This window comes from Streptomyces sp. NPDC032091 (assembly GCF_055580265.1).
Window position 1 is genome coordinate 460,412 of the sequence record NZ_JBVILR010000001.1, and the last position, 24,359, is coordinate 484,770.

General features: G+C 73.7%; 24 protein-coding genes. 12 read left to right on the forward strand and 12 right to left on the reverse strand.

Annotated elements, in window-relative coordinates; translation table 11 throughout:
• Positions 1 to 21 precede the first annotated feature (21 nt).
• Positions 22 to 1,305, reverse strand: coding sequence for an adenylosuccinate synthase (locus ACZ5NJ_RS02155; protein WP_045945791.1), 1,284 nt, complete (start codon positions 1,303 to 1,305; stop codon positions 22 to 24).
• A gap of 184 nt (positions 1,306 to 1,489) precedes the next feature.
• On the opposite strand from ACZ5NJ_RS02155, the gene ACZ5NJ_RS02160 reads away from it, so the two are divergent.
• On the forward strand, positions 1,490 to 2,311 hold the full coding sequence (locus tag ACZ5NJ_RS02160; RefSeq protein WP_468761714.1) for a diacylglycerol kinase family protein: 822 nt from the start codon (positions 1,490 to 1,492) through the stop codon (positions 2,309 to 2,311).
• A gap of 6 nt (positions 2,312 to 2,317) precedes the next feature.
• Here ACZ5NJ_RS02160 and ACZ5NJ_RS02165 read toward each other — a convergent pair whose 3' ends face one another.
• The 7 genes from ACZ5NJ_RS02165 to ACZ5NJ_RS02195 all read right to left on the reverse strand — a co-directional run bounded on the left by ACZ5NJ_RS02165 (position 2,318) and on the right by ACZ5NJ_RS02195 (position 9,952).
• A complete protein-coding gene (locus tag ACZ5NJ_RS02165; RefSeq protein ID WP_468761716.1) occupies positions 2,318 to 3,535 on the reverse strand; it encodes a cytochrome P450 in 1,218 nt (405 codons plus the stop codon).
• Between the two features lie 9 nt (positions 3,536 to 3,544).
• Positions 3,545 to 4,204 (reverse strand): response regulator, encoded by a 660-nt coding sequence (locus tag ACZ5NJ_RS02170; RefSeq protein ID WP_468761718.1) that lies wholly within the window; start codon positions 4,202 to 4,204, stop codon positions 3,545 to 3,547.
• Entirely contained in the window at positions 4,201 to 5,526 is a 1,326-nt protein-coding gene (locus tag ACZ5NJ_RS02175) for a sensor histidine kinase (protein WP_468761720.1), read from the reverse strand. Before ACZ5NJ_RS02175 ends, ACZ5NJ_RS02170 begins: the two co-directional genes overlap by 4 nt.
• Positions 5,527 to 5,613: 87 nt before the next feature.
• Positions 5,614 to 6,285 carry a response regulator gene (locus ACZ5NJ_RS02180; protein WP_468761722.1) on the reverse strand — a complete coding sequence of 224 codons (672 nt, stop codon included), beginning with the start codon at positions 6,283 to 6,285 and terminating at the stop codon, positions 5,614 to 5,616.
• 14 nt (positions 6,286 to 6,299) lie between these two features.
• The gene (locus ACZ5NJ_RS02185) at positions 6,300 to 7,601 is read right to left on the reverse strand and encodes a histidine kinase (protein ID WP_468761724.1); all 1,302 of its coding nucleotides are present in this window, start codon (positions 7,599 to 7,601) and stop codon (positions 6,300 to 6,302) included.
• A gap of 10 nt (positions 7,602 to 7,611) precedes the next feature.
• The gene (locus ACZ5NJ_RS02190) at positions 7,612 to 8,847 is read right to left on the reverse strand and encodes an acyltransferase family protein (RefSeq protein ID WP_468761726.1); all 1,236 of its coding nucleotides are present in this window, start codon (positions 8,845 to 8,847) and stop codon (positions 7,612 to 7,614) included.
• Positions 8,840 to 9,952: an alpha/beta hydrolase gene (locus ACZ5NJ_RS02195; protein WP_468761728.1), complete on the reverse strand. Its 1,113-nt coding sequence runs from the start codon at positions 9,950 to 9,952 to the stop codon at positions 8,840 to 8,842. The genes ACZ5NJ_RS02190 and ACZ5NJ_RS02195 overlap by 8 nt, the downstream gene beginning before the upstream one ends.
• A 200-nt stretch (positions 9,953 to 10,152) precedes the next feature.
• On the opposite strand from ACZ5NJ_RS02195, the gene ACZ5NJ_RS02200 reads away from it, so the two are divergent.
• Entirely contained in the window at positions 10,153 to 10,629 is a 477-nt protein-coding gene (locus ACZ5NJ_RS02200) for an HIT family protein (protein WP_468762007.1), read from the forward strand.
• A gap of 32 nt (positions 10,630 to 10,661) precedes the next feature.
• Here the strand turns inward: ACZ5NJ_RS02200 and ACZ5NJ_RS02205 are convergent, their stop codons facing one another.
• Both ACZ5NJ_RS02205 and ACZ5NJ_RS02210 read right to left on the reverse strand, forming a co-directional pair.
• Positions 10,662 to 11,309, reverse strand: a complete 648-nt coding sequence (locus ACZ5NJ_RS02205; protein ID WP_468761730.1) for a LysE family translocator — start codon at positions 11,307 to 11,309, stop codon at positions 10,662 to 10,664.
• Positions 11,310 to 11,465: 156 nt separating this feature from the next.
• Positions 11,466 to 13,166, reverse strand: a complete 1,701-nt coding sequence (locus ACZ5NJ_RS02210; protein WP_468761732.1) for a serine/threonine-protein kinase — start codon at positions 13,164 to 13,166, stop codon at positions 11,466 to 11,468.
• Between the two features lie 199 nt (positions 13,167 to 13,365).
• On the opposite strand from ACZ5NJ_RS02210, the gene ACZ5NJ_RS02215 reads away from it, so the two are divergent.
• From ACZ5NJ_RS02215 to ACZ5NJ_RS02225, 3 genes are all read left to right on the forward strand, one after another.
• Positions 13,366 to 14,718, forward strand: a complete 1,353-nt coding sequence (locus ACZ5NJ_RS02215; RefSeq protein WP_468761734.1) for an aminotransferase class III-fold pyridoxal phosphate-dependent enzyme — start codon at positions 13,366 to 13,368, stop codon at positions 14,716 to 14,718.
• A 108-nt stretch (positions 14,719 to 14,826) separates the two neighbouring features.
• Positions 14,827 to 15,495: a GntR family transcriptional regulator gene (locus ACZ5NJ_RS02220; RefSeq protein ID WP_468761736.1), complete on the forward strand. Its 669-nt coding sequence runs from the start codon at positions 14,827 to 14,829 to the stop codon at positions 15,493 to 15,495.
• A 110-nt stretch (positions 15,496 to 15,605) separates the two neighbouring features.
• Positions 15,606 to 16,256, forward strand: coding sequence for a hypothetical protein (locus ACZ5NJ_RS02225; protein ID WP_468761738.1), 651 nt, complete (start codon positions 15,606 to 15,608; stop codon positions 16,254 to 16,256).
• A gap of 18 nt (positions 16,257 to 16,274) precedes the next feature.
• On the opposite strand, the gene ACZ5NJ_RS02230 is transcribed toward ACZ5NJ_RS02225, so the two are convergent.
• Entirely contained in the window at positions 16,275 to 17,000 is a 726-nt protein-coding gene (locus ACZ5NJ_RS02230; RefSeq protein WP_468761740.1) for an SLATT domain-containing protein, read from the reverse strand.
• Positions 17,001 to 17,277: 277 nt separating this feature from the next.
• On the opposite strand from ACZ5NJ_RS02230, the gene ACZ5NJ_RS02235 reads away from it, so the two are divergent.
• The 7 genes from ACZ5NJ_RS02235 (at position 17,278) to ACZ5NJ_RS02265 (ending at position 23,491) form a co-directional block, all read left to right on the forward strand.
• Positions 17,278 to 17,625 carry a YbaB/EbfC family nucleoid-associated protein gene (locus tag ACZ5NJ_RS02235; protein ID WP_468761742.1) on the forward strand — a complete coding sequence of 116 codons (348 nt, stop codon included), beginning with the start codon at positions 17,278 to 17,280 and terminating at the stop codon, positions 17,623 to 17,625.
• A gap of 73 nt (positions 17,626 to 17,698) precedes the next feature.
• A complete protein-coding gene (gene recR / locus ACZ5NJ_RS02240) occupies positions 17,699 to 18,298 on the forward strand; it encodes a recombination mediator RecR (protein ID WP_468761744.1) in 600 nt (199 codons plus the stop codon).
• Entirely contained in the window at positions 18,291 to 18,938 is a 648-nt protein-coding gene (locus ACZ5NJ_RS02245; protein ID WP_468761746.1) for a DUF5063 domain-containing protein, read from the forward strand. The genes recR and ACZ5NJ_RS02245 overlap by 8 nt, the downstream gene beginning before the upstream one ends.
• Positions 18,939 to 19,027: 89 nt before the next feature.
• Positions 19,028 to 20,302 carry an aspartate kinase gene (locus ACZ5NJ_RS02250; RefSeq protein WP_468761748.1) on the forward strand — a complete coding sequence of 425 codons (1,275 nt, stop codon included), beginning with the start codon at positions 19,028 to 19,030 and terminating at the stop codon, positions 20,300 to 20,302.
• Positions 20,299 to 21,375 carry an aspartate-semialdehyde dehydrogenase gene (locus tag ACZ5NJ_RS02255; protein WP_468761750.1) on the forward strand — a complete coding sequence of 359 codons (1,077 nt, stop codon included), beginning with the start codon at positions 20,299 to 20,301 and terminating at the stop codon, positions 21,373 to 21,375. Before ACZ5NJ_RS02250 ends, ACZ5NJ_RS02255 begins: the two co-directional genes overlap by 4 nt.
• A 185-nt stretch (positions 21,376 to 21,560) precedes the next feature.
• Entirely contained in the window at positions 21,561 to 22,331 is a 771-nt protein-coding gene (locus tag ACZ5NJ_RS02260; RefSeq protein WP_468762009.1) for a SigE family RNA polymerase sigma factor, read from the forward strand.
• Positions 22,328 to 23,491: a hypothetical protein gene (locus ACZ5NJ_RS02265; RefSeq protein WP_468761752.1), complete on the forward strand. Its 1,164-nt coding sequence runs from the start codon at positions 22,328 to 22,330 to the stop codon at positions 23,489 to 23,491. The genes ACZ5NJ_RS02260 and ACZ5NJ_RS02265 overlap by 4 nt, the downstream gene beginning before the upstream one ends.
• Here the strand turns inward: ACZ5NJ_RS02265 and ACZ5NJ_RS02270 are convergent.
• Positions 23,469 to 24,344: an SURF1 family protein gene (locus ACZ5NJ_RS02270; RefSeq protein WP_468761754.1), complete on the reverse strand. Its 876-nt coding sequence runs from the start codon at positions 24,342 to 24,344 to the stop codon at positions 23,469 to 23,471. The two genes, ACZ5NJ_RS02265 and ACZ5NJ_RS02270, sit on opposite strands and share 23 nt — an antisense overlap.
• Positions 24,345 to 24,359: the final 15 nt, after the last annotated feature.

A 24,359-nucleotide genomic window follows, 5' to 3' on the forward strand; every position in this document is an offset into this window, starting at 1 on the left:
CCCGCCCCTCCGGTGGGCGGCCTACAGGAACGAGTTGATCTCGATCGTCTCGGTACGGCCCGGGCCGACGCCGATCGCGGAGATCGGGGCGCCCGACATCTCCTCCAGCGCCTTCACGTAGTTCTGCGCGTTCTTCGGCAGATCGGCGAAGGTCTTGGCCTTGGTGATGTCCTCGGACCAGCCCGGCAGGGTTTCGTAGATCGGCTTCGCGTGGTGGAAGTCGGTCTGCGAGTAGGGCAGCTCCTCGACGCGCTTGCCGTCGATCTCGTACGCGACGCAGACCGGGATCTCCTCCCAGCCGGTGAGCACGTCGAGCTTGGTGAGGAAGAAGTCCGTCAGGCCGTTCACGCGGGTCGCGTAGCGGGCGATCGGGGCGTCGAACCAGCCGCAGCGGCGGTCGCGGCCGGTGGTCACGCCGCGCTCGCCGCCGATGCGGCGCAGCGCCTCGCCGTCCTCGTCGAAGAGCTCGGTCGGGAACGGACCGGCGCCGACGCGCGTGGTGTAGGCCTTGAGGATGCCGATGACGCGGCTGATCTTCGTCGGGCCCACGCCGGTGCCGGTGCAGGCGCCGCCGGCGGTCGGGTTCGAGGAGGTGACGAAGGGGTACGTGCCGTGGTCGACGTCGAGCAGGGTGCCCTGGCCGCCCTCGAAGAGCACGACCTTGTCCTCGTCCAGCGCGTTGTTGAGGATCAGGGTGGTGTCGGCGACGTACGGCTTGATCTGCTCCGCGTACTGGAGCATCTCCTCGACGATCGCGTCGACCTCGATGGCGCGGCGGTTGTAGAGCTTGGCGAGCAGCTGGTTCTTGTTCTCCAGCGCCGCCTCGACCTTCTGGCTGAGGATCGACTCGTCGTACAGGTCCTGGACGCGGATGCCGACGCGGTTGATCTTGTCCGCGTAGGTCGGGCCGATGCCGCGGCCGGTCGTACCGATCTTGCGCTTGCCGAGGAAGCGCTCGCCGACCTTGTCGAGGGTGACGTTGTACGGCGTGATGAGGTGCGCGTTGCCGCTGATGAGCAGCTTGGAGGTGTCGATGCCGCGCTCGTTCAGACCGCGCAGCTCGGAGAGCAGGACGGCCGGGTCGACGACGACACCGTTGCCGATGACCGGCGTGCATCCGGGGGAGAGGATGCCGGAGGGGAGGAGGTGCAGCGCGTACTTCTGGTCGCCTACGACGACCGTGTGGCCGGCGTTGTTGCCACCCTGGTAGCGCACCACATAGTCAACGGAACCACCGAGCAGGTCGGTGGCCTTTCCCTTGCCCTCGTCACCCCACTGAGCTCCGAGCAGCACAAGAGCGGGCACAGGCGTACACCTCTTCCGGATGGGGCATGTCCAAGGTCAGGGGGCGTACGACGATGTACACCGCAGGCTGAGCCGTCGGACCGGTACCCCGGAATAGACGAAGGCCCTGGCGCAATAGCGCAAGGGCCTCTTGCACAAAGATGCTACCCGAGGAAGGACCGAGGTGTCGGCTCCAGAGCCCACCATGAGCCATGCGGGCGCGCCGGTAGGCGGTCTGCTCGTGCTCGTCGACCCGGTCGCCCGCCGTCTTGACGGCGAGTCCGTGCGAATCGCGAAGGATGTGCTGTCAGCGGGGGCGGCGGCGAAAATCTGCCTCCCGGATTCGCGGGAGGAATTTGCGCGGGCGCTCGCCCGCCGGGGTCATCGGCGGCCGGTGGTGGTGGGGGACGACAGCGCTCTGGTGCGCGCCGTGGCGCTGCTGCACGGGGAGGGGGACGCCGATGTCTCCCTCGTACCGGTGGGGCCGGTGGGGTCGCTGGCGCTGGCGCGTTCGCTCGGGGTGCCGCTGTCGGTGGTGTTCGCGGCGCGGGCCGCGCTGGACGGGGTGACGCGGCCGCGGGACCTGCTGGTGGACGACTGCGGCGGGGTGGTGCTGGGCGGGCTGCGGATCGCCGCTCCGGCCGCTCCGGCCGTGCGGCGCGGCGGCGGGTACCGGTCGCTGCTGCGGACCCTGCTGCCGGCTCCGTCGGGGGCGCCGGGCGGGGGCGGCGGGCCGGTGCAGCGGCTGCGGGTGGAGGTCGACGGGGTGGTGCTGGTGGACGAGGACCGCCCGGTGGAGGACGTGGCGGTGCGGACGCGGGAGGACGGCGGGCCGGCGCGGGTCGTGGTCCGGCTGCGGGGCGGGGCCCCGCTGACGGGCAGCGGGGAGGCGGTCACCGTCTCCGCGGCGGGGCCGGGGCCCGGGTTCCGCTACCGCGCCGACCACGCGCCGCCCGGCGCCCCGTCCCGCCGCCGCACCTGGACCCGTCACGCCGCGGCCTGGTCCCTGACCCTGCCGCGTCCGTGAGCCCGCTCAGAACTCGACGAGCAGTTCCCGCAGCCCCCGGATGACGTAGCCGTCCTGCCAGCGGGGCTCGCGTACGAGCCGCATCGGCGGGACCTTCTCGTCCAGCAGGGCGGCGAAGGAGGAGGTCAGCTCCAGGCGGGCCAGGGGGGCGCCCAGGCAGTAGTGGATGCCGGCGCCGAAGGTCAGGTGCGGGTTGTCGGCCCGGCCGAGGTCGAGCGCGTCCGGGTCCCCGAAGCGGGCGGGGTCCCGGTTCGCGGAGCCGAAGAGCAGGGCGATCTCGGCGCCGCGCGGGATGAGCGTGTCCCCGACCTCGATGTCGTCGAGCACCCAGCGCTCGAACATCTGGAGGGGTGTGTCGTAGCGCATGAGTTCATCCACAGCTGTGGACAACTTTTCCGGACCGGGGGATCCGGGGAGCGCGCGCAGCCCGGCGAGCTGCCCGGGATTGCGGAAGAGGGCCCACCAGCCGTTGACGGTGGTGTTGACCGTCGCCTCGTGTCCGGCGTTCAGCAGGAGGACACAGGTGGAGATCATCTCCTGCTCGCTGAGCCGGCCCCCCTCGTCATGGGCGGCGATCAGAGCGGAGATCAGATCCGTGCCGGGACTCCGGCGCCGCTCGGCGATCAGCTCCCGCAGATAGGCGCTGAACTCCACGCTCGCCGTCACCGCCCGGCGCGCCGTCTCCGCGTCCGGCCGGAGCTCGAACATCCCGCAGATGTCCGACGACCAGGGCCGCAGCAGCCCCCGGTCCGCCTCCGGGATCCCCAGCAGCTCCGCGATCACCGCCACCGGCAGCGGCTCGGCGACGGCCGTGAGCAGGTCCCCGCCCCCGTCGGCCAGCAGCTCCGCCACCAGCTCCCGCGCCAGCCGCTCCACGGCGGGCGCCAGCCCCTCGACCGTGCGCGGGGTGAACGCCTTCGACACCAGCCGCCGCACCCGCCCGTGCGCCGGGTCCTCCAGATCCAGCAGGCCGTTGCCGTTGAGCACGTGGAAGGGCTCGTGCTCCGGCGGCGGCGCCTCGCGCCCGAACTCCTCGTGGCTGAACCGGTGCAGGTAGGTCCGCCCCAGCCGCCGGTCCCGCAGCAGCGCGCTCACATCGGCGTAGTGCGACACCAGCCACTGACCGGTCGCCTGCGACCACTCGGCCCGCCCCCGCTCCCGCAACTCCCGGTAGGCCGGGTACGGATCGGCGACGAAGCCGGCATCCCACGGATCAAAAGCCATCTCCGCAGCCTAAGCCGGTGTCACCAGCCGTGTCTCGTAGGCGTACACCGCCGCCTGCGTCCGGTCCCGCAGCCCCAGCTTCACCAGGATGCGGCTCACGTGCGTCTTGATCGTGGACTCCGCGACCAGCAGCCGGTCGGCTATCTCGGCGTTGGCCAGACCCTGGGCGATCAGCACCAGCACCTCCGTCTCCCGCTCCGTCAACTCCCCCACCCCGGAAGGATCCGCGACCCGGGAGACCTCCGAGAGCTTCGAGAACTCCACGATCAGCCGCTTCGTCACCGAAGGCGCCAGCAGCGCCTCCCCGGCCGCCACCACCCGCACCCCGTCCGCCAGCTGCCGCGCCGACGCGTCCTTCAGCAGGAACCCCGACGCCCCCGCCCGCAGCGCCTGGTACACGTACTCGTCGAGGTCGAAGGTCGTCAGGACCAGCACCTTCGCCTCCGAGTCGGCCGCCACGATGTGCCGCGTCGCCTCCAGCCCGTTCATCTCCGGCATCCGGATGTCCATCAGCACCACGTCCGGCCGCAGCGCCGCCACCTGCGCGATGGCCTGCCGGCCGTCCACCGCCTCGCCGACGACCTCGATGCCCTCCATCGCGTTCAGCAGGACCGAGAAGCCCTCGCGCACCATCATCTGGTCGTCGACGATCAGCACCCTGATCGTCATACGGGAGCCTCCTCGGGCCGCGGCCGGTTGCGCACCGGCAGGAACACGGCCACCTCGTACCCGCCGCCGGCGCTCTCCCCGGCCGTCATCTCCCCCTCCAGCATGGCGACCCGCTCCCGCATCCCCGTGATCCCGTGCCCGGCTCCCGGTGAGGGCCGCACGTCCCCGACGGCCGGACCGTTGACCACGCGTATCCCCAGACCGCCCAGCACGTACGAGATCTCCACCCCGGCCGCCGCCCCCGGAGCGTGCCGCAGGCTGTTGCTCAGTGCCTCCTGCACGATCCGGTACGCCGACAGCTCCACGCCCTGGGGCAGTTCCCGCACCGTACCCGTGACCGTCTTCTCCACGTGCAGCCCGGCCTCCCGCACATTGGCCAGCAGCCCGTCCAGGGAGGCCAGGGTCGGCTGCGGCGCCTCGGGGGCCTCGTAGTCCGCGGACCGGACCACGCCCAGCACCCGGCGCAGCTCCGTCAGCGCCGCCACCGCGTTCTCCCGGATGGTGGCGAACGCCGCCTCCAGCTCCGGCGGCGGGTTCTTCACCCGGTACGGGGCCGCCTCCGCCTGGATCGCCACCACCGACATGTGGTGGGCGACCACGTCGTGCAGCTCGCGCGCGATGGTCGTCCGCTCCTCCAGCAGGGTCCGCCGCTCCCGCTCGACGGCCGTCACCTCCTGCTGCGCGGAGACCTCCTCCTTCGCCTCCCGCCGGGTGTTGCGGACCGTCACGGCCAGCAGTGCCATCGCCGAGACGACCGCCATCGGCGCCGGCTGCACCGAGCCCGTCGACCCGACGAGGACGGGCAGGGCCGTCCCCACCAGCACCGTGACGACCCACATCCATCCGGCTACCCGGGGCCGGGTCCGCATCGCCACGATGGTCATGACGGCGAGATGGCCGACGAAGGTGGCCGGCGACCACGGCCAGACCATGATCCGGTCCTGGAGGACGGCGAGCAGCGCCGTGGCGGCCAGCGCCGCCCAGAACGCCCCCACGGGCCGCACCAGGGTCATCAGCACCGGTGCCGCGGCCACCAGCCCGATCACCAGGGCGTGCACCGGCGACATCCCGAAGTTGTCGGTGTTCCCCAGCAGGAACACGAAGAACGCCACCGCCCCCACCGCCGCGTGCGGCAGGAACGCCGCCTTCGGCCGTATCCTCCGCGGCAGCAGCCGGGGCAGCCGCCCGTCCGTCCGCATCGGGGCGAGCGGCCGGTAGGCGAAGGCGTCGGTGAGCAGGTCGTCACGCAGGCTCTGGATCAAGCCCGAAGCCAGCCGCAGTTCGGGAGGCCGGGGGGTCGCCCCGGTGGTCGTCTCGGTCATATACGAACGGTAGGCCGGTGCGGGGCTCGTCCGCGTCGCCACCGAAGGGGATTTCCCGGGGTCCCCCTCAGGTACTACGCGGGCCCGTCAGTAGCCCGTCGGACGGATCAGACCCGTCTCGTACGCGAAGACCGCCGCCTGCGTCCGGTCCCGCAGGCCCAGCTTCACCAGGATCCGGCCCACATGCGTCTTCACCGTCTGCTCGGCCAGCACCAGGTGCTCCGCGATCTCCGCGTTGGACAGCCCCTGGGCGATCAGCGACAGCACCTCCGTCTCCCGCTCGGTCAGGTCCTGGATCCGCGCCCTGGACGGCGCGCGCGGGGCGCCCAGCCGCGAGAACTCGGTGATCAGCCGCTTCGTGATGTTCGGCGACAGCAAGGCCTCGCCGGCGGCCACCACCCGCACCGCCTCGGCCAGCTGATCGGCCGAGGCGTCCTTCAGCAGGAAGCCGGAGGCGCCGGCCCGCAGCGCCTCGTACACGTACTCGTCCAGGTCGAAGGTGGTCAGCACGAGCACCTTCACGGTGCTGTCGGGGACGCCCGTGATGACCGAGGTGGCCTCGATGCCGCCCATCCCCGGCATGCGGATGTCCATCAGCACGACGTCCGGGCCGAGTTCGCCGGCCTTCGCCACGGCGTCCGCCCCGTCGACGGCCTGCCCGACCACCTCGATGTCGGGCTGGGCGTTCAGCAGGACGGTGAAGCCCTGCCGGACCATCATCTGGTCATCGGCGATCATCACCCTGATCGGAGTGCTCATGCGTCCTTCTTCGTCTAGGAGGACCGGCCGGGCGGGTCCATGGGCAGCACGGCGCGCACCTCGTACCCGCCGTCGGGCCGCGGGCCCGCGGCCAGTTCGCCCCCCAGCATGCCCGCCCGCTCGCGCATCCCGAGCAGGCCGTGTCCCGCGCCCGGCGAGGGCGGGGCCGGCCGGGTCGGCGTCGAGTTCGCGACGCACAGGTACAGCTCGTGCGGCCCGTACGCGATCCCGACCTCCACCCGGGAACCGGGCGCGTACCGCAGGCAGTTGCTCAGCGCCTCCTGGACGATCCGGTACGCGGTCAGCTCGACGCCCGGGGTCAGCGGCCGCCGTACGCCGGCCACCTCGGTGGTGACCTCCAGCCCGGCACCGCGCACGTTGTCGACGAGGCCGTCCAGTTCGGCGAGGGTGGGCTGGGGGTGGTGCGGGTTCGCGGGATCGCCGGGGTGCTCGGACCGCAGCACGCCCAGCACCCGGCGCAGCTCCGTCAGCGCCTCCAGCGCGTTCTCCCGGATGCCCGACAGGTTCTCCTTCAGCTCCTCGGACGGGTTCTCCACCAGGTACGGGGCGACCTGCGCCTGGATGGAGATCACCGACATGTGGTGGGCGACCACGTCGTGCAGCTCGCGGGCGATGCGGCTGCGCTCCTCCAGCAGGGTCCGCCGGGCCCGCTCCTCCTCCGTCAGGGTCTCCTGGGCGACGAGCTGGCTGCGGGCCAGCCGGGTCGCCCGCAGCGCGTACCCGAGGAGCCCCGCGAAGCCGAAGACCAGGAGCGCTCCGATGGCGCTGCTCTGGCTGTGCTCGGGCTTGAAGAGCGCCTCGGCCACGCCGGTGCAGGCGATGGAGATGCCGATGACCGCGGCCGTCACCTTCGGCGGCACGCGCAGGGCCACGAGCAGGATCAGCGGCGCGAAGGCGAAGGGCCCGACCGGGGTCCAGGGCCAGGTCTGGCCCGGCCCGACGTCACCGTGGATCGTCGCGGCGATGAACCCGGCCGTCACCAGCCCGAGCCACCAGGCGGCGAGTGGCCGGAACATGGCGACCACGATGGAGAAGCCGGTGAGCAGGGACAGGATGACGATGCGCGCGTCGTTCACCCCGTAGTGGTCCTGGAGCTGAACCGACGTCAGGAACCCGAAGAGCACCGCCGCGTAGCCGACCAGGCCGTGCGGGAGCCGGGCCAGCCAGCGGGGCCGCTTCATGGGCGGCAGCGGGTCCGGCCTGAGGGTGAACAGCTGCCGGACCACTCCGCGCAGGGCGGAGCCGTCCGGCTCGGAGGGCGGAACGGGGGCCGGGGGCGCAATCTGCTCGCTCACGCCGCCCAGCCTAGGCACGGGATACCGCGGGCGAGGGCGCCGGACGGCGATTTCCGGGCACCCGGGCGGGCTCCGCGGACACGGCCGACCCGGCGGCGATGCGCCCGGCGGTCCGTCCGGCGGCGCGGGCCCGGGGCTGCTCGTGGACCCGGAACGCGGCCCAGCAGACGGCCAGGACCGCCGCGAACACCGGCAGCCACAGCAGCCGGGCGGCGATCCAGCCCACCGAGGTGGGCACGGTGTGCAGACCGGGCAGATCGGGGGAGATCATCAGCCCGACGGCCGTGACCGCCATCATCGAGGTCTGGTGCCAGAGGAACACGGTCATCGCCGACAGGTTCAGCAGCGCCACCTTCGCCCAGGTCCGCGGCCGGCTCATCGCCCGCGCCAGCGGCTCGCGCACCAGCAGCGCCAGCCCGCACTGGGCCAGACCGAACGCGACGGCGGCCAGCGTCGGCGGGTTCAGGTTCGATATCGCCTGGTTCGGCACCCCCACCATGGACGCGGGGTACCCGCACCAGAGGACCAGCGCGGTGGCGGCGGCCGCTCCACCGGCCAGCAGGAACAGGGCCGGACGCCGCCGGGTGAAGGCGCCCCGGGACCAGGCGGCCCCCAGGGTGTACGGGACGAGCCAGCCGGCGGCCACGTTGACCCAGCCGATCCACTCGGGCCCGCCGAGGCCGAACCGCCACGCGTCGACCGCCGCCACCACGGCCAGCGGCCACACCGGGTTGAGCCGGGCCACCAGCGGGGTCGCGGCGGTGAGCGCCGCGAACACCAGCAGGAACCACAGCGGTGACCACACCAGCTTCAGCAGCGTCCGCACGGTCTCCCACTCGACGCCGCCCAGCATCAGGCAGGCCGCCACGACCGCCCACAGGGCGACCACCGCGGCCACGGGACGGAACAGCCGGCCCAGCCGCTGCCCGACCCACGCCCCGTACGAGACCCCGCGGGCCCGCGCCGAGGCGTAGCCCTGGGCCGCGACATGGCCGCCGACGAGGAAGAACACGGACAGGGTCTGGAGCACCCAGGACAGCGGCGCCAGCCAGGGCATGTGCTCCAGCGGGCTGGTGCCGTGCAGGCCGCCGTCACGGGCCGTCAGGGCCGTGACGAGCCAGTGCCCGAGCACCACTCCGAGGATCGCGAAGGCCCGCAGGGCGTCCACGGCCCGGTCCCGCCCCGCCGGGGTCGCCCGGTCGACGCGGTCCGCGAGCGTGGCCCAGCGGCGGTGTACCTCAAGCATGGGGGACCTCCTGGCCGGTGACGGAAGGGGCGGGGACGGTGGCGGAGGCGGGGGAGCCGGCCGCGGGGGAAGAGGGGGCGGGGGAGGAGCCGGAGGGCTCCGCCGGGCCGATGACGATGCGGGCCAGGCTGTCGAGGGACGTGGTGCCGGGCTTCAGGTAGTCGCTGTGCCCGCCGGTGCCCGCGGCGAAGATCCGGGCGCCGAAGGCGGGGTCCACGGGGTCGGTGCCGAACCCGACGCCGCCGAGGCGGACATGGGGAATGTTCCCGATCCAGTCGTCGCCGCCCCGCCCGGCCCAGACCTGGGCCCGGGTCGGCAGCGCGGCGGCCGACCCGGCCCCCGTGCCCGGGCTGCCGAACAGGGCCATGTCCGTCACCCCGGGGCCGGTGGCCGTACGGGCGCAGACCACCGAGCCGTACGAGTGGCAGAGCAGCGATATCCGGGCGTCGGCGGCGGTGAGCCCCTGCAACCGGGACAGGAACGGGCCCAGTTCGGCGGCGGCCTCATCGGCGCGGTCGGCGGTCAGTACGGTGGTGCTGACGGTGCCCGGGGTGTCGTACCCGAGCCAGGCGACCACCGCGGACCGCGGGTGCTGCTCGCTCAGCCGCTGGTGGAGGCTGAGCGCGCCGTCGCGGAAGCGGCGGTAGGTGTCGAGGGTCGTGTCGGAGCCCGGTACCAGCACCGCGACCCGGTCGGCGGTGCCCAGGTCGCCGAACACCTCGACGGCCCGGCCCTTGCCGCGCCCGTCGAAGGTGAGGAAGTGCGCGTCCCGCGCCCCCGTCGACGCCATCTCCCGCAGCTTCGCCGCCCGCCCGGTCCGGCCCGCCTCCTCGGCCATCCGGGCCGACTCGGCCAGGTTGGCGAGGTTGGCGGCGTAGCGCTCCTGGGGGCCCGCGGACCCGGCGAACGCCACCGGCGCGGGCGCCGGGACCTGGGGGGACGCGGCGGCGGACACGGGCACCACCACGGCCGCCGCGACGAGGCCGGCCAGCAGCGTGCGCCGGATCCGGGCCCCGCGGCCCCTGCTCCCGCCGCTGCGGCGGGCCCTGCCGCCGTCGGCGTCGCCCGTGCCGCTGCCATCGTTCGCGCTGAGCCCGCTGGTCATGGCCGTGTCCCCCCGTGCTTCGCTCCCCGATCGGGCACTCGCCCGCTCCGGTATCGAAGTTAGGGATCAGCCCCCCTGGTCGGCGTCCCGCTGCGGAGCCGCCTTCGGAGGTAGCTCTCAGGTATGACATCCCCTACCTGAGAGCCAACGCGCCCGCGATTACGCCGCCTTGACGGGGCGCCGGTTAGGGTCCGGCGATGATCGACGACGACTGGCGGCACGACCGCATCGGCAGCGCCCACCAGGGGCGCAACCCCACCGTCCTACGCCGCCTCGACGCCGGATTCGCCGCGATCGGGGACCGGCAGTTCCTTCCCGGCTACTCCGTCCTGCTCACCGACGACCCCGCCGTGACCCGCCTCTCCGACCTCCCACCGGCCCGCCGGGCCGCCTACCTCACCGATTTGGAGCGGTTCGCGGAGGCCGTCGAGCGGGCCTGCGCCCGCCTCGACCCGGCCTTCCGCCGCGTGAACATCGAGATCCTGGGCAACACCGACCCCTACCTCCACGCCCACGTCTGGCCCCGTTACGACTGGGAGCCCGAGGACCTCGTCCGCATGCCGGTGTGGCTCTACAGGGACGAGGAGTACTGGCGCGGCGACCGCCACGCCCTGGCGCCCCGCCACGACGCGATCCGCGCCGCCATCACGGAGGAACTGGACCGGCTCGTCGGCTAGCGCGCACCCTCCGTCCAGCCCGCCCGGCCCGGTTACGACGCCGACGTCGCCACCCGCACCCCGAACCCGATCAGCACCGCCCCCGTCACCCGGTCCATCGCCCGGCGGACGCGCGGCCGGGCGAAGAAGCGCCGGGCGCGCGAGAGCACGTAGACGTACGCGCCCAGCCAGACCACGGTCAGCAGGACGTGGACCAGGACCAGCAGCGCCATACCCGCCGCCGGGCTCAGGCCCGGCGGCGCGAGGGTGGGGAGCAGGCCCGTGTAGAACACGGCGATCTTCGGGTTGAGGGCGTTGCCGACCAGCCCGGTCCGCCACGCACCGCCCCGGCCACCCCGGCGGGACTCCGCGTCCCCGGGCGGGTCCCGGAGCGCGTCCCCCTCCAGGGCGGCCCCCGCCCCCGCCCGGCGCAGCGACCGCACGCCGAGGAAGCACAGGTACGCCGCGCCCGCCAGCTTGACCGCCAGGTACACCTGCGCCGAGGCGGCGAGCAGCGCCGCCAGCCCGGCCACGGTGAGGACGCCCCACAGCAGCAGCCCGGAGGCGATCCCGCCGACGGTGTACAGCCCGTCGGCCCGCCCGCGCGAGACGGCCCGCCGGGTCACGACGGCCATGTCCGGCCCGGGCACGAGGGTCAGCAGCGCCAGGACCCCGGTCGCCGCCGCGAGGTGAGTGAACACGCGGCCAGTGTGCCACCCGGTCCGCCGCCGGGGGCCGGCGCGCTCCGGCCCTCCAGCGGGGCGCGGGGCCCGGTCCAGCCCGCCCCGTCCGCCCGCCCAGCCCGCCCCGTCCGCCCGTCGAGTCCCCCGTACGTCGTCCGGGCCCCCGTACGCCGTCTAGTCCCGGTCGTACGTGAGGGGGGCGCTGGCCGACCCGTCCAGTTCGCGGCGCAGGCTGCCGTCGGGCAGCAGGCGCAGCCGGCTCCACCCGCCGGGGGTGCAGGTGGGCGGGGGGCCGGAGACGACGGTGGAGCCGTCGAGTTCCACCGGGTCGGGGGCGCTGCGCAGGGTGGCCCGCCAGGAGCAGGAGTAGCCGGGGGCGTCGACGTTCAGGGTCATCACCGGGTCGCCCACCGCGCCCGGGGTGAGGACGAGGTGCCAGCTGGAGGAGCCGGAGGTGGCGCGCCAGCTGCCGGCGTAGCCGGCGGGGAGCACGCCCGGCTGCCTCGCCGGGGTTCCGTTTCCCCGCCCGTCCGGGCCGGTACCGGACGCGGAGCCGGTCGCGGGAGCCGGGCTGGACGGGGGCTGGGACCGGCCCGGGGGCTGGGGCGTGCGGCCGGAGTTCATGACCGCGTACACGGTGCCGCCGGCGCCGAGCGCCACGACCAGCGCGACCGAGACCAGGAAGGCCGTGGACGCGCCGGACGCGCGCGGCGCGGGAGCGGACCGGTGCGGGAGAAGGGGAGGGCGGGCGGCGTCCTGCGGCCACGGGTGGTGCCCCTGCGGCGGCACCGGGCCCTGCGGCGGCACCGGGCCCTGCGGCGGCACCTGGTACCCCTGCGGCCCTCCGTAGGGGTGGAGCGGCCCCGCCAGCGTGGCGGGGAGCGGGGCCGGCTGCGGAAGGAAGGAGGCCGGCGGCGAGGGGACCGGAGCCGGCACAGGCGCGGGGCCCGGGCCGGTGTCCTCGCGGTCGAGGAGCTGGACGGCGTGCCGCCCGAGCTGGGCCACGAGCGACGCCGGGAGCCACGGTTCCAGGGCCCGCCCGTCCGCCACCGTCGCGTCCGCGCCGACCCGCGCCAGGACGGCCTCCGTGTCCGGCCGTTCGGCGGGGTCCTTGCTCAGGCACCGCGCGACGAGCTCCCGCAACTCGGCCGGGACGCCGTCCAGCGCGGGTTCCGCTTCGACGATGCGCAGCAGCAGCCCCGCCGTCCCGCCGGGCTGCTCCGCGTCACCGAAGGGCAGCCGTCCCGTGGCCGCGTAGGCCAGGACGGCGCCGAGGCAGAACACGTCGCAGGCCGGGGTGACCGTTTCGCCGCGCACCTGCTCCGGGGCCATGAAGCCGGGCGAGCCGACGAGTTCCCCGGTGCGGGTCATCCCGCCGGCGGCGTCCTCCAGCGGGCGGGCGATGCCGAAGTCGATGACGCGGGGGCCGTCGATGGTGAGCAGGACGTTGGAGGGCTTCAGGTCGCGGTGGATGAGCCCGGCGCGGTGGATGTCGCGGAGGGCGTACGCGAGTCCGGCGGCGAGGATCCGTACCGTGCGGGCGGGGAGGGGGCCGAAGTCGTGGGCCACGACCTGGCGCAGGCTCGGCCCGGCGACGTACCCCGTGGCGAACCAGGGGACGGGGGCCTCGGTGTCGGCGTCGAGGACGGGCGCGGTCCAGGCACCGCCGACGCGCCGGGCGGCGGCGACCTCGTGGCGGAACCGGGAGCGGAAGTCCTCGCGGGCGGCGAGGCCGGGATGGACGAGTTTGACCGCGACGGTGCGGCCGCGGTCGGAGCGGGCCAGGTAGACCTGCCCCATCCCGCCGGCGCCGAGCCGGGACAGCAGTCGGTACGGGCCGATGTGGTGCGGGTCGGACGGGTGCAGCTGCTCCATTGCCGGGTAGGTCCCTTCCCCCTGGGTTGCCGGACGGGGCGAGCGTAGCCGGGGCGGGGCCCGGGGGGAGGTCCGTCCGCGGGACGGCCGGGGGACCGTGCGCGGGGCAACCGGGGCAGACAGACTGCCGAGGGTCGCCCCCCACCCCCATACAGTCCGCCGATATCCCTTCCCACCTGCGCACTTCTAGCGTGACGGCATGACCCCTCATGTCACCGGCGCGTCCGTCAAGGCCGCCGACCGCGCGCACGTCTTCCACTCGTGGTCCGCCCAGGCCCTGATCGACCCGCTGGCCGTCGCCGGGGCCGAGGGCTCGTACTTCTGGGACTACGACGGGAACCGCTTCCTCGACTTCTCCTCCCAGCTGGTCAACACCAACATCGGCCACCAGCACCCCAAGGTGGTCGCGGCGATCCAGGAGCAGGCCGCCCGGCTCTGCACCCTGGCGCCCGGTTTCGCCGTCGACGTCCGCTCCGAGGCCGCACGCCTCATCGCCGAGCGCACCCCCGGCGACCTCGACAAGATCTTCTTCACCAACGGCGGCGCCGAGGCCGTGGAGAACGCCGTCCGCATGGCCCGGCTGCACACCGGCCGCCAGAAGGTGCTCTCCGCCTACCGCTCGTACCACGGCGCCACCGCCGCCGCGATCAACCTGACCGGCGACCCGAGGCGCTGGCCCTCGGACACCGCCTCCGCCGGCGTCGTCCACTTCTGGGGCCCGTTCCTCTACCGCTCTCCCTTCCACGCGACCACCGAGCAGGAGGAGTGCGAGCGGGCCCTCGCCCACCTCGCCGACACGATCGCCTTCGAGGGGCCGCAGTCCGTCGCCGCGGTCATCCTGGAGTCGGTGCCCGGCACCGCCGGGATCATGACCCCGCCGCCCGGCTACCTGGCCGGGGTGCGCGAGCTCTGCGACCGCTACGGCATCGTCTTCATCCTCGACGAGGTCATGTCCGGCTTCGGCCGCACCGGCACGTGGTTCGCCGCCGACCACTGGGACGTCACCCCGGACCTGATCACCTTCGCCAAGGGCGTGAACAGCGGTTACGTGCCGCTCGGCGGCGTCGCGATCTCCGGCGCCATCGCCGAGACCTTCGCCACCCGCCCCTACCCGGGCGGACTGACCTACTCCGGTCACCCCCTGGCCTGCGCCGCCGCCGTCGCCACGATCAACGTGATGGCGGAGGAGGGCATCGTCGAGAACGCGGCCCGCATCGGCGCCGAGGTCATCGGCCCCGGGCTCGCCGAGATCGCCGAGCGGCACCCGTCGGTCGGCGAGGTCCGCGGCCTCGGCACCTTCTGGGCGGTGGAGCTCGTACGGGACAGGGAGACGCGCGAGCCGCTCGTCCCGTACAACGCGGCGGGCGCCGACAACGCGCCGATGGCCGAGTTCGCGGCGGCCTGCAAGGCGTCCGGTCTGTGGCCGTTCGTCAACATGAACCGGACGCACGTCGTCCCGCCGTGCAACGTCACGGAGGCCGAGGCCAAGGAGGGTCTGGCCCTCCTCGACGAGGCCCTGACGGTGGCCGACCGGCACACCACGGGGGCCTGATCGTCCGCATATCGGCTGTTCCCTCCGCATAGCGGAGGTGAACCGATCGGTTTCGGCCGCGCTGCCTGGCCTAAGGTGTCCGAAGTTCTACGGAGGAGACGGACCCCTATGTCAGGCAGCGGCGGAGGTGTCACCCGCAACACCCTGCGACAGCAGATCGCGGACGCGCTGCGTGACGAGGTGCTCGCGGGCAGGCTGCCCCCGGGCACCGAGTTCACCGTCAAGCAGATCGCCGAGCAGTACGAGGTCTCCGCGACCCCCGTGCGCGAGGCGCTGGTCGACCTCTCCGCGCAGGGCCTGCTGGAGTCGGTCCAGCACCGGGGCTTCCGGGTGCGCGTCTACACGGTCGACGACTACCGGGGCATGATCGAGGCCCGGATGCTGATCATCGACGGGATCTTCCGCCGGCTCGTCGAATGCGGGACCGCGCCGGGCTCCGCCGAGCGGCTGGTGTCGGTGCGCCGCCGCGCGGAGGAGGCGCGGCGGGCCACGCGCAGCGGTTCGCTCGAAGTGCTGATCGGCTACGACCTGCGGTTCTGGCGGGAGCTCAGCGGGCTGGTCGGCAACACCTACATCACCGAGTTCCTGCACCGGATCCGCGTGCAGTGCTGGGTGTTCTCCGTGCCCCATCTCCAGGGGGTCCCGGAGCTGGGGACCGCGCTCTGGGACGGGCACGGCGAGCTGGTCGACGCCGTGACGCTGGCCGACGCCGAGGCGGTGCGCCGGATCGTGCGCGCCTACAACCAGCACGGGCTGGACTGGGCCGCGACCCTCTGAGGGCCGCGCCCGCCGTCAGGCCGTCGCACCGGGTTCTGCGCACCCCTTCGCGGAGCGTGTCCGGCGCACTACGCTGGCCGGATCGGCGGCAACGACTGATCGGAGCCCGCATGGCCTGTGACCTGTGGCTGGTCCCCCTTGTCGACGTGCTGTGCCACAGCCCCGACAACCCCTTCGCGGAGGAGATCGCCGCGTACGACAAGGCGCTGGGCGACGCGGGTCTGCCGTCGGTGCCCGTGTTCGCCTACATGCCGGGCCTGAGCGGCGACGTGGCCCCGGTGGCCGGTTTCGACTACGACGCCCTGCACTTCCTGCGCCGGGCGTACCTGCTCCAGATCTGCGGGCTGCCGGTGACGCCGGTGGACGAACTGGGCGGGGACTACGAGCAGCTGCTGGAGATGTTCGAGGCCACGGCCCAGCAGTCGCACCTGGTGTGGCACTACGACCACGCCGGGGCGTACGTTCCGGTGGACTTCCCGGCGCCGCTGGCCAATGAGGAGCTGCTGGCCGGGGGCGGGCCGCTGGGGTCGGCGCAGGGGCTGTTGCGGGAGCTGGCCCTCGTCGCCCCCGCGATCGGGATAGACCCGATGAATCCTCCCGCCGCCCCGGCCCCGCCGGGCGGCCCGACGGCGCTGGAGGAGCCCGCGGGCCCGATCCCGTACGACGCGAGCCCCTTCGCGCGGGAGCGGCACGTCTGGCTGGGCCTGCACGCGGCGGCCACCCGGAGCCTGGGCCAAGGCTCCATGATCATCTTCAGCTGACCGGACCGGCCCCGTCGGTCAGCGGGGCTGCTCCGGCGGCCGCTGGCGGGGCATGTTCGGACGGGTGCCCGGCGGGAGGGGGAAGCGGGCCGGGGGGACCCCCGGGTCCGGGCGGGCCGGGGCGGCGGCCAGCGACTGCATGGCCAGCGGCGTCGGCCCCGCACGGAACTCCACCATCCAGTCGGCCGTCTCGGAGCGCACCAGCTCCGTGACGTCCTCGGAGAACCGCCGCAGCACCGTCAGACAGCGTTCGGCGGCCTCGCTCGCGGTGCCCTCGGTCGGCCCCAGCACCTCACGCACGTTCTCCGACGCCCAGTCGAACTGGAGCGTCTGGAGCCTGCGCTGCACCGCCTGCGCCGTCGCCACGTCCCGCATCCACCCCGACGTCAGCCCGAAGAACCGGTCGCAGGCCACGCAGGCCGCGGCCAGCAGCAGCGCGAGGTAACCGTACGGGGCCGCGCCCGGGGCCGAGCCGGTCAGCTCCAGCAGCGGCATCGCGGCGCCGGTGACCGCGCCCACGGCCGCGCCCGTCCGCAGGGTCCGCGCGCCCCGCCGCTTCCAGGCCCGGTCCGACAGGTACCACTCGGCGGTGCGCAGCGCATCGGCCTCCACCCGCCGGTAGAGCTCGTCGAGCCGCTCGGCGGGCTCGCCCCAGTCGCCGAGGGGGAACGGCCGGCCGGTCAGGTCGCCGTCCTCTGCGGGATCCCGGGGTGGCCCCTCGGGCTGCATCTCCGGCTGACTCACCCGGGCACTCCCTCTGCCTGCACTGACGTGTCGTGGTGCGCGTGTGCGCAATGGTGCGCATGCTCTTCCTACCTTCGAATGACGCGCGATGGGCGCCGAATCCCCGGTTTTCCGCCCGCAAGGAGGTCTCCAGCAGGGACGCGCACGCCCCGTCTCTCACCCGAAAGAGTTGGTCCTCCCGGCGTAGGGCGCGCCGCGCGGGGAGCACGTAGGCTCGGATTGACCGAGCGTTCCCGACGGCCGCAGCCAGGCCGATGCGCAGATGGAGTGAGTACCCGTGATTCCCGGTGGTGGCCAGCCCAACATGCAGCAGCTCCTCCAGCAGGCCCAGAAGATGCAGCGCGACCTCGCCACGGCCCAGGAGGAGCTGGCCCGGACCGAGGTCGAGGGCCAGGCCGGCGGCGGCCTGGTGAAGGCGACCGTCACCGGTTCCGGTGATCTGCGGGCCCTGGTCATCGACCCGAAGGCCGTGGACCCGGAGGACACCGAGACCCTCGCCGACCTGGTCGTCGCGGCGGTCCAGGCGGCCAACGAGAACGCGCAGGCGCTCCAGCAGCAGAAGCTGGGCCCGCTGGCCCAGGGCCTGGGCGGCGCCGGCACCGGCATCCCCGGCCTCCCGTTCTAGCCCTCCCCTCCTCTTCCCCTCCGCTCCCCGTTCCCTGTAGAACACAGCACCAGAAACGAAAGAAGGCAGTCCGTTGTACGAAGGCGTGGTCCAGGACCTGATCGACGAGCTGGGCAGGCTGCCCGGCGTCGGGCCCAAGAGCGCGCAGCGGATCGCCTTCCACATCCTGCAGGCAGAGCCCACCGACGTCCGCCGCCTCGCGCACGCGCTGCTGGAGGTCAAGGAGAAGGTCCGGTTCTGCGCGGTCTGCGGGAACGTGGCGCAGGAGGAGCGGTGCGGCATCTGCCGCGACCCGCGCCGCGACGCCACGGTCATCTGCGTGGTCGAGGAGCCGAAGGATGTCGTCGCGATCGAGCGGACCCGCGAGTTCCGGGGCAAGTACCACGTCCTCGGCGGCGCGATCAGCCCGATCGAGGGCGTCGGCCCCGACGACCTGCGCATCCGCGAGCTGCTGGCGCGCCTCGCGGACGGGACGGTCACCGAGCTGATCCTCGCGACCGACCCGAACCTGGAGGGCGAGGCGACCGCCACCTACCTCGCCCGCATGATCAAGCCCATGGGCCTGAGGGTCACCCGCCTGGCCAGCGGGCTCCCCGTCGGGGGAGACCTGGAGTACGCGGACGAGGTCACGCTCGGGCGGGCCTTTGAAGGAAGGCGACTTCTCGATGTCTGACGCAACGCTGCACGCCGTGGGACAGGATCCGGACGACTTCGCCGCCTCGATCGCGGACCAGATCGAGTCCTTCATCGTCGCGGTCACCGAGGTGGCCAAGGGCGAGGACCCGGACAGCGCCGTTCCCTTCCTCCTCCTGGAGGTGTCCCAGCTGCTGCTGGCGGGCGGCCGGCTGGGCGCGTACCAGGACGTCCTGCCCGACGAGCGCTACGAGCCCGACCTGGGCCCGGAGCCCGACGTGGACGTCCTGCGCGAGCGCTTCGCGGTGATGCTGGAGCCGGTCGACGTCTACTCCGAGGTCTTCGACCCGTACGAGCCGCGCAAGGCCCCGGTCGCGCACCGGATCTCCGACGACCTGGCCGACGTGGTCGCCGACCTGCGGCACGGGCTCATCCACCACGAGGCGGGCCGGATCACCGAGGCGCTGTGGTGGTGGCAGTTCTCGTACTTCACCAACTGGGGGCCGACGGCCTCGGCCACGCTGCGCGCCCTCCAGTCGCTGATCTCGCACGTCCGCCTCAACCAGCCGCTCGCGGCCCTCGACGGCCTGGACACGGACGAGGACCTCACCGAGGAGGACCTCGTGGAGCAGGCGGGGCAGGTCATGGAGCAGGAGCTCGGCAGGCTCGGGCGTAAATAATTCCATCTCATGATGTGGTACGTGGCGGTCGGATCCCGGCCGCTCGTTAGACTGCACCCGCAATGAGACGGACCGAGCGAGGAGCGCACGTGGGCCTTGTCGTGCAGAAGTACGGAGGCTCCTCCGTAGCCGATGCCGAGGGCATCAAGCGCGTCGCCAAGCGGATCGTGGATGCCAAGAAGAACGGCCACCAGGTGGTCGTCGTGGTTTCCGCGATGGGCGACACGACGGACGAGCTGATCGATCTCGCCGAGCAGGTATCGCCGATGCCTGCGGGGCGTGAATTCGACATGCTGCTGACCGCCGGAGAGCGGATCTCCATGGCCCTGCTGGCCATGGCGATCAAAAACCTGGGCCACGAGGCCCAGTCGTTCACCGGCAGCCAGGCGGGCGTGATCACCGACTCGGTCCACAACAAAGCGCGCATCATCGATGTGACGCCGGGCCGTATCCGCACCGCGCTGGACGAGGGCAACATCGCCATCGTCGCCGGCTTCCAGGGCGTGTCCGCGGACTCCAAGGACATCACCACCCTCGGCCGCGGCGGCTCGGACACCACCGCCGTGGCGCTGGCCGCGGCGCTGGACGCCGAGGTCTGCGAGATCTACACCGACGTCGACGGCGTCTTCACCGCGGACCCCCGCGTCGTGAAGAAGGCCCGGAAGATCGACTGGATCTCCTCCGAGGACATGCTGGAGCTCGCGGCCTCCGGCTCCAAGGTGCTGCTGCACCGCTGCGTCGAGTACGCCCGCCGCTACAACATCCCGATCCACGTCCGCTCGTCCTTCTCCGGACTGCCGGGCACCTGGGTCAGCAACGAGAATCCGCAAGGGGACGCGCAGGTGGAGCACGCCATCATCTCCGGAGTCGCTCACGACGTCTCCGAAGCCAAGATCACGGTCGTCGGCGTCCCGGACAAGCCGGGCGAGGCCGCGGCGATCTTCCGCGCCATCGCGGACGCCGAGATCAACATCGACATGATCGTCCAGAACGTGTCGGCGGCCTCCACGGGCCTGACGGACATCTCCTTCACCCTCCCGAAGACCGAGGGCCACAAGGCCATCGACGCCCTGGAGAAGGCGAAGGGCCAGATCGGCTTCGACTCCCTGCGCTACGACGACCAGATCGGCAAGATCTCGCTGGTCGGCGCGGGCATGAAGACCAACCCGGGCGTCACCGCCTCGTTCTTCCAGGCGCTGTCCGACGCGGGCGTCAACATCGAGCTGATCTCCACCTCCGAGATCCGCATCTCGGTGGTGACCCGCCAGGACGACGTCAACGCGGCCGTCATCGCCGTCCACACGGCCTTCGGCCTCGACTCCGACAGCGACGAGGCCGTCGTCTACGGAGGCACCGGACGATGAGTCCGCACCGGTCGGCCCCGGCCCCGGCGCTCGCCGTGGTCGGGGCGACCGGGGCGGTCGGATCGATCCTGCTCCAGATCCTGTCCCAGCGGGCGGACGTCTGGGGCGCCATACGCCTGATCGCCTCCCCGCGCTCGGCCGGCCGCGTGCTGGCCGTCCGCGGTGAGGAGACCGAGGTGCTCGCCCTGACCGAGGACGCCTTCGAGGGCCTCGGCGCGGGCGATGTCGTGCTCTTCCTGACCCCGGCCGAGGTGTCGGCGCGCTGGGCGCCGGTCGTCACCGCGCGCGGGGCCGTCGTGGTGGACCAGTCCGCCGCCTTCCGGGAGGACCCCGAGGTGCCGCTGGTGGTGCCCGAGGTCAACGCCGCCGCCGTGCGCAGCCGCCCGCGCGGCATCGTCGCCGGCCCGGACTGCGTGACCGCCGCGATGATCGCCGCCCTGGGCGCGCTGCATGCCGAGTACGGGCTGGCCGAGCTGGCCGTCTCCTCGTACCAGGCCGCCAGCCGCTCCGGCCGGGCCGGCGCGGAGGCGCTGCGCCGCCAGCTGTCGCTGGTCGCCGGGAGCCCGCTGGGGGAGCAGCCCGGGGACGTGCGGCGGGCCGTCGGCGAGGACACCGGGCCGTTCGCGGCCCCGCTCGCGCTGAACGTCGTGCCCTGGTCCGGCGAGCTGCGCGCGGACGGCTGGTCCTCGCACGAGCTGGCCGTGCGGGCCGAGACCCGGCGGATCCTGGGGCTGGGGTCGCTGCCGGTCTCCGTGACCTGTGTCCAGGTCCCGGTCGTCACGGGGCACTCCCTGACCGTGCGCGCCCGCTTCGAGCGCGAGGTGGCGGCGGCGCACGCCCGGGAGATCCTGGAGGCGGCCCCCGGGGTGGTCCTCGTGGACGATCCGGCCGCGGGGGAGTGGCCCACGCCGGCGGACGCCGCCGGGACGGATCCGGCCTGGGTGGGCCGGGTGCGGGGCTCGCTCGACGACGCCCGGGCCCTGGAGTTCTTCGTGTGCGCGGACAATCTGCGCAAGGGCGCCGCTCTGAATGCCGCCCAGATCTCGGAACTGATCGCGGGTGAATTCGCGTAATTCGCTTTGTAGGATCGGTCACGATCCCTTGATCAAGGTGATGGCCCGACCTGCCGCCTGGATAAATGGGGCATTCGGGAAGAGCGGGTACGCATGAAGGCAATGGGGAAATTGCTGAATACTCTGCCTCGCGCGTACAACCCTGACGGGGGGACGCGCGTCCAACGGACGTGGCAGAGGCACTCTTGGACTTCGCCGTCGTACCGGCGCGCTCGGGGATCGTTCCCCCGCGCCGGCGCACCGGCACATACGGCGGCTTTCCTGTGATCGTGCCCGTCCCGCAGGCCGGCGCACCCGCCGCGCCGCCCGTGGGGCCGGCCCCGGGCGGCCGTGTGCCCTCCCCCCGCGACGGCGCGGATCCGGCCGGCGGCCCCGCCCCGGGCGAGGCGGGCGCGTCCGCCGCCACGGCGCCCGTCGAGGCCGCGACCGCCCCGCCCGCCGAGGCGCCGGCCGTCGTGGCCGGGACCACCGTCGACCACCTCACCGAGACCTACCAGGCCCACTACCGTTCGCTCCTCGGCCTGGCCGCCCTCCTCCTCGACGACACCGCCTCCTGCGAGGACGTGGTCCAGGAGGCCTTCATCCGTGTCCACTCCGCCCGCAACCGGGTGCGCGACCGCGACAAGACCCTGGCCTACCTCCGCCAGACCGTGGTCAACCTCTCGCGGTCCGCGCTGCGCCGCCGCATCCTCGGCCTCAAGCTGCTGTCGAAGCCGATGCCCGACATGGCCAGCGCCGAGGAGGGGGCGTACGACCAGCTCGAACGCGACGACCTGATCAAGGCCATGCGCGGACTCCAGCGCCGCCAGCGCGAGGTGCTGGTGCTGCGCTATTTCGCGGACATGACGGAAGCCCAGGTCGCCGAGACGCTCGGCATATCGCTCGGCTCGGTCAAGGCGTACGGATCGCGGGGCATTGCCGCGCTGAGGGTGGCGATGGAGGCTGCGCAGTCATGAGGGACGACCACACGAACCCGCCGGGCCCCGCCGCTCCGGCCACCGGTGACGAGCAGGTGCTGCGCAGCCTGTTCGCCGGGGCCGTGCAGGGCCTGGAGCCCTCCGAGGGGGCCCTGGAACGGCTCCGGCACGCGGTGCCCGCGCGCCGGGCCCGCAAACGGCAGGCCCTCGTCGGCGCGGCCGCGGCCGTGCTCCTGACCGGCATCGCGGTCCCGGCGGTGCTGCACCTGGGCGACGAGGACGACGGCGGTACCGCCGCCGGCCACTCCGCCATGGCCGGCCACGGCGAGGCGCAGGGCGCCCGTCCCGGCGACCCCCGCCCCGGCGACCCCGACGACCGGGACCGGCCGCGGCCGGTGATGCCCCCGGGCAGGGGGCCGACGGCGGGCGGCGCGGGCGGCCGGCCCTCCCAGCAGCCCGGCGGCTCCCCGTCCGGCGGCGTGTCCGCGGGCCCCTCCGGCAACGGAGCCCCCACCGCCGCCGTCGGCAACGGCCCGCAGCCGCCGGCCTGGGCGGCCGCCGCGGCCCCCGGATGCACCGCCGACCAGCTCGGAGTGGCCGGCAGCGCCCGCGCCCCCGAGGCCGACGGCAAGGTGTACGGCAGCTTCAAGGTCACCAACGTCTCCGGCCGGGGCTGTACGGTCACCGGCCCGGACACCGTGACGGCCGCCTCGGTGGCGCAGGGCCCGCCGGCCGCCCAGCCCCGCGGGGTGACGGTGACGGGCCACACGGCGGGCGACCCGGCGAGCGGGCTGCCCGACCCGTCGGCGGAGGCCCCGGCGCTGGTGCTCCAGCCGAAGCAGGCGTACGAGGTCCTCTTCGCCTGGGTGCCCTCGGCGCAGTCCTGTCCGGCGGCGACCCCCGGCCCCACGGCCACGCCCCAGCGGCAGGAGGGGACGGCGCAGCGTCCCGCGGGCCAGGCCGACACCGGCCGGGCGGACGCCCCGGCCGGCGGTGCGGCGGGCGCCCCCGCGGCGGCCGGGCAGACGGCCGGCGTCGAGCGGCGGCCGGACGGAACGGTCGACCCGGACCCGGCCGGGGTGGCGGTCTCCCACGCCCCGGCCACCGGCACGGGCGCTCCCGTCACCCGGACCACGATCCCGCAGGCCTGCGGCGGCACGGTCTACCGGACGGGCCTCATTCCGGAGCAGACGCCGTAGCGGACGCCGTGCCGGCGGAGGCCGTGCCGGCGGAGGCCGTGCCGGCGGAGGCGGTGTTCGAGGGCGAGGGCGAGGGCGCAGGGGCGGCCGCCGGACCCGTGACGGGCAGCAGGCCCGCCTCGGCGTCGCGCAGGGTCTCCACCTCGCGCCGGTAGAGCCGCCACCACATGAAGAGCACGAACGCGGCGAAGACGAACCACTCCCCGGTGTAGCCGAGGTTCTGGAAGGCCTTCAGGTCGAGGCCGGTGTTGCTCGGCGCCTGCGCCGGGACCGGGACCATCCCGTCCGACGCCTTCTGCACCGTCAGCCAGGCGTCGTACAGCGGGTCCTGCACCAGGTTGACCAGCGTGGCCGACCCGATCACCCCGAGCTGGCCCGGCGGCAGGCCTCCCTGCGCGTGCACGCCCTTGCTGCCGGAGCTCTCCGAGGCCTGCAGGGCCCCCGTCACCTCGACCCGGCCGGCCGGCGGGGCCGGGGCCTTCGCCGCGTCCGCCGTACCCGGCAGCCAGCCCCGCACCACCGGGACGGTCTTGCCGGAGTCGGTCCGCAGCAGGGTCAGGACGTAGAAGCCGCGCCTGCCGTCGAGGTCCCGGTCGGGGACGAGCAGCTGCTGCCCGTACACACCGGACGCCGAAGCCGGCCGCCCGGAGGTCCGGGTGTCCACCGGCAGCAGCGAGTCCAGCGGCGCCGCCACCTCCTCGGAGGGGCGCTCGGCGCTCGCCTCCCGGTGGCTGCCGACGCGGTCCTCGAACCGGCCGAGCTGCCAGGTCCCCATGAACAGGCAGAAGGGGATGGAGAGCGCGACGAAGACGTTGATCCCCCACCAGCGCGGGGTCAGGAGAAACCGGTGCACCCCACCAACGGTACG

Excerpts from the sequence above, each read along its gene's own strand:
- ACZ5NJ_RS02160 (WP_468761714.1), top strand. The coding sequence starts at position 1,490 with ATGAGCCATGCGGGCGCGCCGGTAGGCGGTCTGCTCGTGCTCGTCGAC.
- ACZ5NJ_RS02165 (WP_468761716.1), bottom strand. The coding sequence starts at position 3,535 with ATGGCTTTTGATCCGTGGGATGCCGGCTTCGTCGCCGATCCGTACCCG.
- ACZ5NJ_RS02170 (WP_468761718.1), bottom strand. The coding sequence starts at position 4,204 with ATGACGATCAGGGTGCTGATCGTCGACGACCAGATGATGGTGCGCGAG.
- ACZ5NJ_RS02175 (WP_468761720.1), bottom strand. The coding sequence starts at position 5,526 with ATGACCGAGACGACCACCGGGGCGACCCCCCGGCCTCCCGAACTGCGG.
- ACZ5NJ_RS02180 (WP_468761722.1), bottom strand. The coding sequence starts at position 6,285 with ATGAGCACTCCGATCAGGGTGATGATCGCCGATGACCAGATGATGGTC.
- ACZ5NJ_RS02190 (WP_468761726.1), bottom strand. The coding sequence starts at position 8,847 with ATGCTTGAGGTACACCGCCGCTGGGCCACGCTCGCGGACCGCGTCGAC.
- ACZ5NJ_RS02195 (WP_468761728.1), bottom strand. The coding sequence starts at position 9,952 with ATGACCAGCGGGCTCAGCGCGAACGATGGCAGCGGCACGGGCGACGCC.
- ACZ5NJ_RS02210 (WP_468761732.1), bottom strand. The coding sequence starts at position 13,166 with ATGGAGCAGCTGCACCCGTCCGACCCGCACCACATCGGCCCGTACCGA.
- ACZ5NJ_RS02215 (WP_468761734.1), top strand. The coding sequence starts at position 13,366 with ATGACCCCTCATGTCACCGGCGCGTCCGTCAAGGCCGCCGACCGCGCG.
- ACZ5NJ_RS02220 (WP_468761736.1), top strand. The coding sequence starts at position 14,827 with ATGTCAGGCAGCGGCGGAGGTGTCACCCGCAACACCCTGCGACAGCAG.
- ACZ5NJ_RS02225 (WP_468761738.1), top strand. The coding sequence starts at position 15,606 with ATGGCCTGTGACCTGTGGCTGGTCCCCCTTGTCGACGTGCTGTGCCAC.
- ACZ5NJ_RS02245 (WP_468761746.1), top strand. The coding sequence starts at position 18,291 with ATGTCTGACGCAACGCTGCACGCCGTGGGACAGGATCCGGACGACTTC.
- ACZ5NJ_RS02255 (WP_468761750.1), top strand. The coding sequence starts at position 20,299 with ATGAGTCCGCACCGGTCGGCCCCGGCCCCGGCGCTCGCCGTGGTCGGG.
- ACZ5NJ_RS02265 (WP_468761752.1), top strand. The coding sequence starts at position 22,328 with ATGAGGGACGACCACACGAACCCGCCGGGCCCCGCCGCTCCGGCCACC.